The sequence below is a fragment of the Pseudomonas sp. UBA1879 genome (assembly GCF_002338065.1).
Taxonomy (GTDB): Bacteria; Pseudomonadota; Gammaproteobacteria; order Pseudomonadales; family Pseudomonadaceae; genus Aquipseudomonas.
In genome coordinates this window covers 79,154-92,101 of sequence record NZ_DDHJ01000019.1, presented here as the reverse complement: position 1 = coordinate 92,101, position 12,948 = coordinate 79,154, and the positions used below count along the sequence as shown (strand labels likewise).

Here is a 12,948-nt window from a genome sequence, read left to right as displayed (position 1 = left end):
GAGCGAGGCTTGTCCCGCGATATCCGCTGTAGGAGCGAATCGCGATCAGGCTGAGTGACCGATCTCCCGCATCGGCTTGCCACGCACTGGCGTATCACCCGCGACGAAGTACTTGGCGGTGCTGCGGGGCAGCGGGGTGCGGCCGCGGATTTTGTCGGCGATCTTCTCGGCCATCATGATCGTTGGCGCATTCAGGTTGCCGGTGGTGATGATCGGCATGATCGACGCGTCGACCACGCGTAGGCCCTGCATACCATGCACGCGACCTTCGGCATCGACCACCGCCATCTCATCGGTGCCCATCTTGCACGAGCACGACGGGTGATACGCGGTCTCGGCATGCTCGCGGACGAACTGGTCCAGCTGCTCATCCGACTGCACGTCGATGCCGGGGCTAATCTCGCGACCCCGGTATTTGTCCAGCGCCGGCTGGGCCATGATTTCGCGGGTCAGGCGGATGCCGTCACGAAATTCCTGCCAGTCCTGCTCGGTGGCCATGTAGTTGAACAGGATGCTCGGATAGTCACGCGGGTTTTTCGATTTCACCTGCACACGACCACGGCTCGGCGAGCGCATCGAGCCTACATGGGCCTGAAAGCCGTGCTCTTTCACGCCCTTGCTGCCGTTGTAGTTAATCGCCACCGGCAGGAAGTGGTACTGAATGTTCGGCCACTCGAATTCCTCTCGGGAACGAATGAACCCACCGGCTTCGAACTGATTGCTCGCGCCGATGCCTTTGCCGAGGAACAGCCATTCGGCGCCGATGGCCGGCTGATTCCACCAGAGCAAGGAAGGGTAGAGCGAGACCGGTTCCTTGCAAGCGTATTGCAGGTACATCTCCAAGTGATCTTGCAGATTTTCACCGACGCCGGGCAGGTCATGGACCACCGGGATGTCGAGCTTTTTCAGCAGTTCGGCAGGGCCGACGCCGGAGCGTTGCAGGAGCTGCGGCGAAGCGATGGCGCCGCTGCTGACGATGACTTCCCTGCGCGCCCGAGCTTCGATGCGAGTGTCGCTGTCGCCGACCAGATAGGCCACGCCGACCGCGCGTTTGTTGTCGAACAGAATGCGGTCGGTCAGGGCGTGGGTGACGATGGTCAACGTCGAGCGCTTTTTCGCTTCGTCCAGATACCCACGCGCGGTACTGGCGCGACGACCGTTGGGCGTGACGGTGCGGTCCATCGGCCCGAATCCTTCTTGCTGATAACCGTTCAGGTCGGAGGTGGCAGGGTAGCCCGCCTGAACACCGGCTTCGACCATCGCGTGGAACAGCGGGTTGTTGCCTGCTTTGGGCGTGGTCACGCTGACCGGGCCGTCGCCACCGTGGTAATCGTCGGCGCCTATGTCGCGGGTTTCAGCCTTGCGGAAATACGGCAGGCAGTCGAGGTAGGTCCAGTCTTCCAGCCCCGGCAATTTCGCCCAGCCGTCGTAGTCCATCGCGTTGCCACGGATGTAGCACATGCCGTTGATCAGCGACGAACCGCCCAGGCCCTTGCCTCGACCGCACTCCATGCGGCGATTGTTCATGTGCGGCTCGGGATCGGTTTCGTACGCCCAGTTGTAGCGACGGCCTTGCAGCGGGAAAGCGAGGGCGGCGGGCATTTGCGTGCGGAAGTCGGCGCGGTAATCCGGGCCACCGGCTTCGAGCAAAAGAACCGTGACGCCCGCGTCTTCGGTGAGGCGGGCGGCGAGGGTGTTACCGGCTGAGCCGGCGCCGACGATGATGTAGTCGAATTCTTGAGGCATTGAATATGCTCCCTCTTCAGAAAGTGGGCGATCGAGAGGAGCCGGGGGAGCAAAATTCTTGCTCGACCCCTAGCACCCCATGCTAGTGCGCTAGTCGAACCGGGATCGGGACCTGTAGGAGTGAGCTTGCTCGCGATAGCGGCGGGTCAGTCAGCAGAGATGGAAGATGTACCGACGTCATCGCGAGCAAGCTCACTCCTACAGTGATTGCGTTCGGCTGTAGGAGTGGTGCGGGTTCAGAACACCGACGCGTAATCGCCCAGCTCGACCTGTACCGATTTGATCCGCGTGTACTGCGCCAACGAGCTGATCCCGTTCTCGCGGCCAACACCCGATTGCTTGTAACCCCCCACCGGCATTTTTGCGTCGGACTCGCCCCAGGCATTGATCCAGCAAATACCTGCTTCCAGTTGATGGATCACGCGGTGGGCGCGGTTGAGGTCGCGGGTGACGATGCCGGCCGCCAGGCCGAACTCGGTGTCGTTGGCGCGGCGGATCGCTTCGTCTTCGGTGTCGTAGCTGAGGATGCTCATGACCGGGCCGAAGATTTCTTCTTTGACGATGGTCATGTCGTCGCTGCAATCGGTGAACACAGTCGGCGCAACAAACGCACCTTTGCCGAACTCGCCGTCGGTGAGCCGGTCGCCGCCGATCAACAGGCGTGCGCCTTCTTCCTTGCCCTTGGCGATGTAGCCCAGCACGCTTTCCATGTGGGCGAAGCTGACCAGCGGGCCGAAGTTGGTGTTGTCGTCTTGCGGGTTGCCGACGCGGATACGCTTCACGCGCTCGACGATCTTGGCTTCGAATGCGGCCTTCAACGCACTCGGCACGAACACGCGGGTGCCGTTGGTGCAGACCTGACCCGAGCTGTAGAAGTTGGCCATCATCGCGATGTCGGCGGCGCGGTCCAGATCAGCGTCGTCAAAGATGACCAACGGCGACTTGCCGCCCAGTTCCATGGTCACTTCCTTGAGCGAGGAACTCGATGCACTGGCCATGACTTTCTTGCCGGTGTCGGTGCCGCCGGTGAACGAGACTTTTTCGATACGCGGGTGCTCGGTCAGCCAGGTGCCGACTTCACGGCCGCTGCCGGTCAGCACGTTGAAAACGCCATTGGGTACGCCCGCTTCGGTGTAGATTTCGGCGAGTTTCAGGGTGGTAAGCGAAGTGACTTCGCTCGGCTTGAAGATCATCGCGTTACCGGCAGCGAGGGCTGGCGCGGACTTCCATAGGGCGATCTGGATCGGGTAGTTCCACGCGCCGATGCCCACGGTGACGCCCAGCGGCTCGCGGCGGGTGTAGACGAATGCAGTATCGCGCAACGGGATTTGTTCGCCTTCGATGGCCGGGACCAGGCCTGCGTAATACTCCAGCACGTCGGCGCCGGTGACGATATCCACGTATTTGGTTTCAGAAAGCGCCTTGCCGGTGTCGAGGGTTTCCAGCTCGGCCAGTTCGTCGTTGCGCTCACGCAGGATATCGACGGCGCGGCGCAGGATGCGCGAACGCTCCATGGCGGTCATCGCCGCCCAGATTTTCTGGCCCTTTTCAGCGCTGACCACGGCGCGCTCGACATCGGCCTCAGTGGCCCGCTGGACCTTGGCGAGCACTTCGCCGTTGGCAGGGTTGATGGCTTCGAAGGTCGCATCGCCGCTGGCGTCGACGTAACCGCCGTCAATGTAGAGTTTTTGCAATTCGAAACGGGCCATAAAGTCCTCGCAGTTGTCTGTGATGGGCGTGATCGGGTGCGCCGTGCGCGGTGCCGATCACGGTTCGGCGGCCTGCCCTCTAGTCAGGATCAGCGCGCCGCTTTTGCCAGTTGGAAATCCATGTATTCGTAGGCGATCTGTTGCGCTTGTTCGGTATCGAAGGCATCGCCCGACAGCGCGCCGCGCAGCCACAAGCCGTCGATCAATGCCGCCAGACCTCGCGCGGCGCTGCGTGCGTCATCCAGTGGCAACACGCGACGGAACTGACAGCACAGGTTCGAATACAGGCGGTGATCGTTGATCCGCTGTAAGCGATGCAGCGTCGGCGAATGCATGCTGGTGGCCCAGAAGGCCAGCCAGGTTTTCATCGCCGGGCCGTTGACCTGGCTGGCGTCGAAGTTGCCCTCGATGATCACCTTCAGATGTGCGCGCGGGCTGTCATCGGTCAGCGCCTGACGGCGTTCGGCGACGTTGGCGATCAGCGCGTTCATCAGGTGGCGCATGGTCGCGGCGATCAGGCCGTTTTTGTCCTGAAAGTAATGACTGATGATGCCGTTGGAGACCCCCGCAAGCTTGGCAATCAAGGCGATGCTGGCGTCGCCCATGCCGACCTGATCCACCGCCGTGAGCGTGGCCTGGATCAGTTGTTGGCGCCGAATGGGTTGCATACCGACCTTGGGCATCTGTGAATCTCCTTGGCTTGCCGAATGACCGCTAGAGGCTGAAAAACGGCCCCCAGTCTATTGCTTTTTAATTGAACGTTCAATCAACAAAAAACGTTGGGCGTGCGGAGAAGGCGCGAGCACCGCTAATACAACGTTGGAAAACGATCACTTGTGGGAGTGAGCTTGCTCGCGATTGCGGTGTGTCAGCCCCCCTCGTGTTGAAGGTTCTGACGCCGTCGCGAGCAAGCTCACTCCTACAAGATTCGGGTCTAGCCGTTGTCTCGCCAGCACCCTATCCGTTGTAGGAGCGTGGCTTGTCCCGCGATCTGCCGAGGGACCGGCAGTAAATCCAGCGACCTTGGCATGACTGACACAACCGAGGTGAATGGATTTGCTGCTACTGCGTAGCAGATCGCGGGACAAGCCACGCGCCTACAGATCTCTTCAGTTGAACGTTTAACAACCACGGGCGTGCGGAGAAGGCCTGAGCACCGCTCATACAACATTGGAAAACGATCACTTGTAGGAGTGAGCTTGCTCGCGATTGCGGTGTGTCAGCCCCCTCGTGTTGAAGGTTCTGCCGTCATCGCGAGCAAGCTCACTCCTACAAGGTTTGGGTCTGGCGTTATTTCGTCAGCACCCTATCCGTTGTAGGAGCGTGCAGTGCTTTTAGCCGTGATTTTTACCGAGCAGCGCATGGTACAGCTCGCTGTCGCCGAGGATGCCGACCAGTTGGTTGTTCTCCTGCAGCACCAGCTTGTTGCCGGTGTGGTAGCGGATCTGCAGGGCTTCGCGCATGCCGATGTCCGAATGCACCACAGTCGGTCTGCGGCCCAGATTCTCCACGGCCTGCCCCGGTTCCCAGCTTTGCAGGTCAACCGCAGCGCCGTGCTGACGCAGGCCTTTGATGGTGTTGCCGTCGGCCAGGTCGATCCACGAATCGTCGCCCGGGTCGAGACACACCTGGGAGCCGTTGATGCGGGTGCAGTCGTTGATCGATCGCATCAGGCTGCGGCCGCACAGTACGTTCAGCGGGTTGGTGTGGGCCACGAAGGTCCGCACGTATTCGTCTGCGGGGTTGAGCACGATTTCTTCCGGCACGCTGTACTGGATGATCCGGCCGTCTTTCATGATCGCGATGCGGGTGCCGAGCTTGAGGGCTTCGTCCAGGTCGTGACTCACGAACACGATGGTCTTGCTGAGTTTCTTTTGCAGGGCCAGCAATTCGTCTTGCAGGCCTTGGCGAATCAGTGGGTCGAGGGCCGAGAACGGTTCGTCCATCAGCAGAATGTCGGCGTCCATGGCCAGTGCGCGGGCCAGGCCCACTCGTTGCTGCATACCGCCGGACAGCTCGTCGGGCTTCTTGTTGCGCCATTGGGTCAGGCCCACGAGTTCAAGTTTCTCGTCCACCAGTTGGCGCCGTTCTTTCTCGGGACGGCCCTGCATTTCCAGACCGAAGCTGATGTTCTCGCGGACGGTCAGCCAAGGCATCAGCGCGAACTTCTGGAACACCATTGCGATGCGCTTGGTGCGCATCATCTTCAGTTCCGCCGGGGAGCAGTTGGCGATGTTGATCTGCTTGCCTTCGTGTTCGACGAACAGCGAGCCGCGGCTGACGGTGTTCAAGCCGTTGATGCAGCGCAGCAGGCTGGATTTGCCCGAACCGGACAGCCCCATCAACACGCAAATCTCGCCTTTGTTGATTTCCAGACTGGCTTTTTCGACGCCGACGATCTGGCCGGTTTTCTTCAGGATTTCCGGCCGCGCAAGGCCCTGATCCAGCAGCTTGAGCGCCTCACGCGGGTCTTTGGAGAAGACGACGTCTACCTGGTCGAATTTGATGATGCTCATGCGTCGGCCCTCACCTTAGCGTCGGGTTGTTTGCAGATACGGTCGAGCATGATCGCCAGCAATACGATCGCCAGGCCTGCTTCGAAGCCCAATGCGATATCAGCAGTGTTCAGTGCGTTGACCACGGGTTTGCCCAGGCCGTCGGCGCCCACCAGTGCCGCGATCACGACCATCGACAACGACAGCATGATGCACTGGGTGATACCGGCCGCGATGCTTGGCATGGCGTGGGGCAGTTCAATACGCGACAGCAATTGACGGCGGGAGCAGCCGAAGGCCTTGCCGGCGTCGAGCAGTTCTTGCGGGACATCGCAGATGCCCAGATAGGTCAGGCGGATAGGCGCGGCAATCGCGAACACCACCGTCGAAATCAGCCCTGGCACCACGCCCAGCCCGAAGAGGGTCAGGGTTGGAATCAGGTACACGAAAGTTGGGACCGTCTGCATCAGGTCGAGGACCGGGCGCATGGCGGTGTAGAACCACGGTTTGTGTGCGGCGACGATACCCAGCGGCACACCGATGACCACGCAGACCAGCGTGGCGAACAGCACCTGCGCCAGGGTCTCCATGGTTTCCTGCCAGTAGCCGAGGTTGAGGATCAGCAAAAAGGAAACCACGACGAACGCGGTCAGGCCCCACTTGCGTTGAATGAAGTGCGCCAGCAGAGCAATCAGGCCGATCAGAACGAAAGGGTTGAACCAGGTCAGACCGCCGGTCAGTCCATGGATCATCGCTTCCAGCGACGAAGCGATGGCGTCGAAGGTGCTGGCGCCGTGTTGCGTCAGCCATTCGACAAAGCCTGCGATGTACTGGCCTAGGGGGATTTTGTGATCAGTCAGCATGATATCGATTGTCCGCGTGCGGGATGAAAAGAGGACAACAGGCGGGCGCGCCCGCCTGCGTGTCGAGTTACTTCGTCAGCTCGGCTTTAGCGGCTTCCAGGCCAGGTTTACCGTCCACTGTGGTGACACCCGCCAGCCAGGTGTCGAGAGCTTGCGGGTTGTTCTTCAGCCACGCCTTGGCGGCGGCTTCCGGTTTCATCTTGTCGTCGAGGATTTTGCCCATCAGCTCGCTTTCCATGTCGACGTTGAATTCCAGATTCTTCAGCAGTTGACCGACGTTGCTGCATTCCTCGGCGTAGCCCTTGCGGGTGTTGGTCGCAACGGTCGCAGCCCCGAAGTCAGGCCCGAAGAAATCGTCGCCCCCGGTCAGGTACTGGATCTTGAAGCGCTTGTTCATCGGGTGCGGCGCCCAACCCAGGAACACCACGTCGGTATTGCGCTTGGAGGCTCGATCGACCTGCGACAGCATGCCCGCTTCACTCGATTCGACGACCTTGAAACCCGCGTCCTTGAGGCCGAAGGCGTTCTTGTCGATCATGCTCTGGATCAGTCGGTTGCCGTCGTTGCCAGGCTCGATGCCGTAGATCTTGCCGTCGAGCTCCTTCTTGAATTTGGTGATGTCAGCGAAGTCGTGCAGGCCTTTGTCGTACAGCGCTTGCGGCACGGCCAAGGTGTATTTGGCACCTTTGAGGTTGGTGCGAACCGTTTCGACCGTGCCCGCGTCGCGGTAGGGCTTGATGTCGTTTTCCATGGTCGGCATCCAGTTACCCAGGAAAACGTCCATGTTCTTGCCATCGGCCAGCGACTTATAGGTCACGGGTACGGAAATCATGGTGGTCTTGGTTTTGTAGCCCAGCGATTGGAGGATAACGCTGGTAGTGGCCGTGGTGGCCGTGATGTCGGTCCAGCCTACATCTGAAAAATTGACCGTCTTGCAAGCGGCGGGCTCTGCGGCCTGGGCCAGCATTGGCAGACTCAACGCAACGCCCAGCAATAGCTTGTGTGAACCTTTCATGGTTGGACTCCTTAAGTGCTTTCTTCTCGTCATCAGTCAGGGCTGATGCGTTTTTTTGGTGTCGGCGAGTCAAGGGAAAAACAGCTCTATCACTGCGTCTGGCGATTGAGTCGATAACGATCATGTAACAGGGAAAAACAAACGCCTACAGGGCGCGTCGTATCCAGTACAGAGGGAGTCGTATCCAGTGTCAGTGACGTCGCTTACAGATTTTTTCCCTATCCGCCGAGCCGATGGTGAAGCAAGAAGCCGCGTGTCTGTGCGGCTAAAAGTATCGAAAGCAGTGACGCTTCTTCGGGCGATATGTTCCTGCGCGCCAAAGTCTGGCCGCGACGTTCGTGGACAAGAGTGAGTCGGTGTGAGACGCCGTCCCTCGCGATAAAAGGCTGATGATGCCGGCATCTCGATGGACCGCAGCTAGAAGCGTAGCAGCTCCATCGCCGGCCGCCTGGCGCGCCGGGAGCCCTGTTCTTCGGAGGTTTGCGGTTAATGGCTATCAGCGTGTTCGACCTGTTCAAGATCGGTATCGGCCCGTCCAGTTCCCACACCGTGGGACCGATGCGCGCTGCGGCGTTATTCGTTCAGGGCCTGCGTGAAAGCGCCCGGCTGGCATCGGTGGACCGTATCGAAGTGCGCCTCTATGGCTCGCTGTCTGCGACCGGTGTCGGACATGGCAGCGACAACGCCGTGATCATGGGCCTGATGGGTGAATGGCCGGACGCAATCGATCCCACCACGATCAGCCGTCGCATCGCCGACCTGCGCGAAACCGAAACGTTGAAGCTCAACGGTGACCATCCGATTGCGTTCGTCTGGCAACGGGACATGCTGCTGATCGACGAAAACCTGCCCTATCACCCCAACGCCATGACCCTGATCGCCTTCGACGCACGCGGCGAGATTCATCGCGACACCTATTACTCGGTGGGCGGCGGATTCGTGGTTGATGAAGCTCAGGCTGCCAGCGGTGTGCTGGATGCCGACAGCACCGTGTTGCCTTATGACTTTTCCAGCGCCGAAGAACTGTTGAGGCTGTGCGAGAGGCACAACCTTCGCGTTTCGGAATTGATGATGGAAAACGAGAAGGTCTGGCGCAGCGAAGAAGAAATTCGTGCCGGCCTGATGCGCTTGTGGAAAGCGATGCAGGATTGCGTGGAACACGGCCTGAAGGAGGAGGGCGTGTTGCCCGGTGGCTTGAACGTGCGCCGTCGCGCGGCGCGTTTGCATCGCAGCCTTCAGGAGCTCAATAAACCCAATGTCATCGGCTCGACACTGAGCGCGATGGAGTGGGTCAACCTGTTCGCCCTCGCCGTCAACGAGGAAAACGCAGCCGGTGGGCGCATGGTCACAGCACCCACCAATGGTGCGGCGGGGATCATTCCTGCGGTGCTGCATTACTTTGTGAAATTCAGCGATGAAGTCAGCGAAGCCAACGTGGTCGACTACTTTCTCGGCGCGGCGTCGATCGGCATTCTCTGTAAAAAGAACGCGTCCATTTCTGGCGCTGAAGTCGGGTGCCAAGGCGAGGTCGGTTCCGCGTGCGCCATGGCAGCGGCTGGCTTGGCCGACATTCTGGGCGCCAGCCCCGAGCAGCTGTGCAACGCCGCGGAAATCGGTCTTGAGCACAACCTGGGCCTGACCTGCGACCCGGTGGGCGGACTGGTTCAGGTGCCGTGCATCGAGCGCAACGCCATTGCTGCCGTCAAAGCGATCAACGCCGCGCAGATGGCGCTGCGTGGCGACGGCCAGCACTTCATCTCGCTGGACCGCGTCATCCGCACCATGCGCGACACCGGCGCCGACATGCACGACAAATACAAAGAAACCTCCCGAGGCGGCCTGGCGGTCAGCGCGGTGGAGTGCTGAGTACATAGCACCCAATGCCGGTGATCCGATGCAGTTCCGTGGGAGCCGGCTTGCTGGCGAAAGCGGTGTGTCATTCACAGTCATGCTGTCTGACACTCAGCATTCGCCAGCAAGCCGGCTTCCACGGGCATGCGCTTGGCAGCACAACGCTGACATTAAATCCTGTCCCTGCTCGCTTTTCGCTCACTCATCAAACGCGCCGCTTTCTTTTGGCGCGTGAACGGTGGTGGCATGGCGCAACGCCATGCCACGCCCGCGTTACCTGCCCTGCCGCCGGTCAGTCGTGCATGGGGTGACACTCACCTCGTCGCCGGGTTTTCGGCGATTCACACAAGTGCTACCGATTTGCTCACCCCGCCCGCTGTTTCCGTGGCTCTACGATCAGTAGGTCGCTAACGGAACACCCATGTCGCTCCCGACTAGACGCATCGCGACGTCGCAATCAGAAGTTATTGAATGCCCATTCAACTTTAGGCATGGCATTTGCGTTGCAATACCTAAAGCTCTCCATTGATGAGGGCCAAACAACAAGAGCCTCCATTTGGGGCCATCAACCGCTTTTCGTGTCAGGAGATACCGTGATGACTTCGTTCAACTCCGGGGCTCAACCCCAGAACCGTGCGCCTCAATCCATCGGCTTTCTGCTGTTGGACAATTTCACACTTATCTCTCTCGCATCTGCGGTTGAGCCACTGCGGATGGCCAACCAGTTGTCTGGCCGTGAGCTGTACCGCTGGACCACGCTGAGCGTCGACGGCGGTCAGGTCTGGGCCAGCGACGGCCTGCAAATCACCCCCGACGCGGCCATGCACAAGGCGCCGGCGCTCGACACGGTCATCGTCTGCGGCGGTGTCGGTATCCAACGCACCGTGACCCGTGAACACGTGAGCTGGCTGCAAAGCCAGGCGCGTCAGTCCCGTCGCCTCGGCGCAGTTTGCACCGGGAGTTGGGCACTGGCCTGCGCCGGTTTGCTCGATGGTTTCGATTGCAGCGTGCACTGGGAATGTCTGGCGGCGATGCAGGAAGCCTTCCCGCGTGTGGCCATGAGCACGCGCCTGTTCACCCTCGACCGCAACCGCTTCACCAGCTCCGGTGGCACGGCGCCGCTGGACATGATGCTGCACCTGATCAGCCGCGATCATGGGCGTGAACTGTCCGCTGCAATCTCGGAAATGTTCGTCTACGAACGCATCCGTAACGAACAGGATCACCAGCGCGTGCCGCTCAAACACATGCTCGGCACTAATCAGCCGAAGCTGCAGGAAATCGTCGCGCTGATGGAGGCCAACCTCGAGGAGCCGATCGACCTCGATGAACTGGCCGTCTACGTGTCGGTGTCGCGACGTCAGCTGGAGAGGCTGTTCCAGAAATACCTGCACTGTTCGCCGTCGCGCTACTACTTGAAGCTGCGCCTGATCCGCGCGCGTCAGCTACTCAAGCAAACGCCAATGTCGATCATCGAAGTGGCGTCGGTCTGCGGCTTCGTTTCTACCCCGCATTTCTCCAAGTGCTACCGCGAGTACTTCGGCATCCCGCCGCGTGACGAACGCGTCGGCTCCAACACCGCGCAGCAAGTGGCGATGATGCCGATTCCACAGGCGATGGTTTTGGCGCCGCTGTCCGGGCCATTGTCGGCTTTGAGCCAGGCGCGGAACGAGTCGACGTTTGCGAGTGTGAGGTTGTAAGAAGGGACGCCGCAGATCAAAACTGTGGGAGCCGGCTTGCTGGCGAATACGGTGTATCAGTCAACGATGATGTGGCTGACACATCGCATTCGTCCGATCGCGGCTCGCAGCAAGCCGGCCCCCACATTTGAAATCAGTGAGCGCGGCCTTTGTTATAGGTCGCCAACGCCGGCAGCAGTTGCTGATCGATCGCCTGGCGCACCGCCGGCAGGATGGTCGCGCTCCCGCTGAGCATTTTCTCCACCAGCTGACGCAACGCACGGGCGCGGTCTTCGTTGAGGCCGCAGACTGCCTGGGCGCAGGCCTGTTCGGCGGTGGCGCCTGATGGCAATTCAAAGCCGAGGGATCTGAGTTGACCGAGAAGATCGTCTTGGTCGATCAGGTCTGCATGCATCATGACGCGCGCTCCTTTTATTGGGTTAAGCCGATTCTGGTAGCGCCTCACACGCTCGGCAATACCTGTCGTCGGCAATGTCTGGCATGCACAACAGTGTGTCGGTTTCAGCTATGTAACCGTTTAGTTAACTCGGCATAATGGCCTCACTTCATATTGCCCGGGCCACGGTTTGGTCACCCTCTAGCCCGAGCAAGTCCCTCAACCCCGGTTTTGTAACGGCTTAACCGGGGCTTTTTTTGCCCGCCATTCGAGTCATGTCTCGGGCCATGGGCGGTCTGCGCAACATCGGCGGTTTTGGTAAACTCCGCAGCCTTCCAGGAGCCGCCATGAACTACCGTCACGCCTTCCACGCCGGCAATCACGCCGACGTCTTGAAACACATCGTCCTGACTCGCTTGATCGCGCTGATGTCGCGCAAGGAGCAGCCGCTCGCTTACCTCGATACCCATGCGGGCCTCGGCCTGTACGACCTGCAAGGCGATCAGGCGACCCGCACCGGCGAGTGGATCGAGGGCATCGGTCGTCTGTGGGACGCCAACGACGTACCAGAGGCTGCCGCCGGTTATATGGACGTCATCCGTCAAATGAACCGCAAGACGGGCGAATTGCGCTACTACCCCGGTTCGCCCGAACTGGCGCGACGCGTGACGCGCGAGCAGGATCGTGTCTTGCTCAACGAGAAGCACCCCGAAGACGGCGCGTTGCTCAAAGACAACATGAAATACGACAAACGCGTTGCCGTGCATTTGGGAGAAGGCTGGCACGTGCCGCGGGCGCTGCTGCCGGTGCAGGAAAAGCGCGCGGTCATGCTGATCGACCCGCCGTTCGAGCAGTTGGACGAGATGAAGCGTTGCTCGGTCGCGCTGAAAGAAACAATTGGCCGCATGCGTCAAACCGTGGCCGCGATCTGGTACCCGATCAAGGACCAGCGCGCGCTCAAGCGTTTCTACCAGGAACTGGCGGAAACCGGCGCGCCGAAACTGCTGCGCGTAGAGTTGCTGGTGCATCCGCTGGACACGCCGAACACCCTGAACGGCTCGGGCCTGGCGATTGCCAACCCGCCGTGGGGGCTGGAAGAGGAATTGCGCGAGCTGCTGCCGTGGCTGGCCGAGAAACTGGGGCAGACCCAGGGGGACTGGCGGCTGGATTGGCTGATTGCTGAAGCGTGAGTG

General features: G+C 60.4%; 10 protein-coding genes. 3 read left to right on the top strand and 7 right to left on the bottom strand.

The window, feature by feature from the left end; genetic code table 11:
• Window positions 1–45: 45 nt before the first annotated feature.
• The 6 genes from betA to B3N48_RS23130 form a co-directional block, all read right to left on the bottom strand.
• The gene (gene betA / locus B3N48_RS23155; RefSeq protein ID WP_296187672.1) at window positions 46–1,746 is read right to left on the bottom strand and encodes a choline dehydrogenase; all 1,701 of its coding nucleotides are present in this window, start codon (window positions 1,744–1,746) and stop codon (window positions 46–48) included.
• A gap of 236 nt (window positions 1,747–1,982) precedes the next feature.
• Window positions 1,983–3,455, bottom strand: coding sequence for a betaine-aldehyde dehydrogenase (gene betB / locus B3N48_RS23150; RefSeq protein WP_296187671.1), 1,473 nt, complete (start codon window positions 3,453–3,455; stop codon window positions 1,983–1,985).
• An 89-nt stretch (window positions 3,456–3,544) separates the two neighbouring features.
• Window positions 3,545–4,138, bottom strand: a complete 594-nt coding sequence (betI, locus tag B3N48_RS23145; RefSeq protein WP_296187669.1) for a transcriptional regulator BetI — start codon at window positions 4,136–4,138, stop codon at window positions 3,545–3,547.
• 651 nt (window positions 4,139–4,789) lie between these two features.
• The gene (choV, locus tag B3N48_RS23140; RefSeq protein WP_296187667.1) at window positions 4,790–5,971 is read right to left on the bottom strand and encodes a choline ABC transporter ATP-binding protein; all 1,182 of its coding nucleotides are present in this window, start codon (window positions 5,969–5,971) and stop codon (window positions 4,790–4,792) included.
• Entirely contained in the window at window positions 5,968–6,816 is an 849-nt protein-coding gene (gene choW / locus B3N48_RS23135) for a choline ABC transporter permease subunit (RefSeq protein WP_296187678.1), read from the bottom strand. The genes choV and choW overlap by 4 nt, the downstream gene beginning before the upstream one ends.
• A gap of 64 nt (window positions 6,817–6,880) precedes the next feature.
• Entirely contained in the window at window positions 6,881–7,828 is a 948-nt protein-coding gene (locus tag B3N48_RS23130; protein WP_296187666.1) for a choline ABC transporter substrate-binding protein, read from the bottom strand.
• Between the two features lie 489 nt (window positions 7,829–8,317).
• Here B3N48_RS23130 and B3N48_RS23125 point away from each other — a divergent pair, with 489 nt between their 5' ends.
• Together B3N48_RS23125 and B3N48_RS23120 are read left to right on the top strand one after the other, a co-directional pair.
• A complete protein-coding gene (locus tag B3N48_RS23125; RefSeq protein WP_296187665.1) occupies window positions 8,318–9,694 on the top strand; it encodes an L-serine ammonia-lyase in 1,377 nt (458 codons plus the stop codon).
• A gap of 581 nt (window positions 9,695–10,275) precedes the next feature.
• Window positions 10,276–11,379, top strand: a complete 1,104-nt coding sequence (locus tag B3N48_RS23120) for a GlxA family transcriptional regulator (RefSeq protein WP_166596071.1) — start codon at window positions 10,276–10,278, stop codon at window positions 11,377–11,379.
• 133 nt (window positions 11,380–11,512) lie between these two features.
• Here B3N48_RS23120 and B3N48_RS23115 read toward each other — a convergent pair whose 3' ends face one another.
• A complete protein-coding gene (locus B3N48_RS23115) occupies window positions 11,513–11,776 on the bottom strand; it encodes a hypothetical protein (RefSeq protein WP_296187663.1) in 264 nt (87 codons plus the stop codon).
• A gap of 326 nt (window positions 11,777–12,102) precedes the next feature.
• Between B3N48_RS23115 and B3N48_RS23110 the strand changes: the two genes are divergently transcribed.
• On the top strand, window positions 12,103–12,945 hold the full coding sequence (locus B3N48_RS23110; protein WP_296187662.1) for a 23S rRNA (adenine(2030)-N(6))-methyltransferase RlmJ: 843 nt from the start codon (window positions 12,103–12,105) through the stop codon (window positions 12,943–12,945).
• Window positions 12,946–12,948 lie beyond the last annotated feature (3 nt).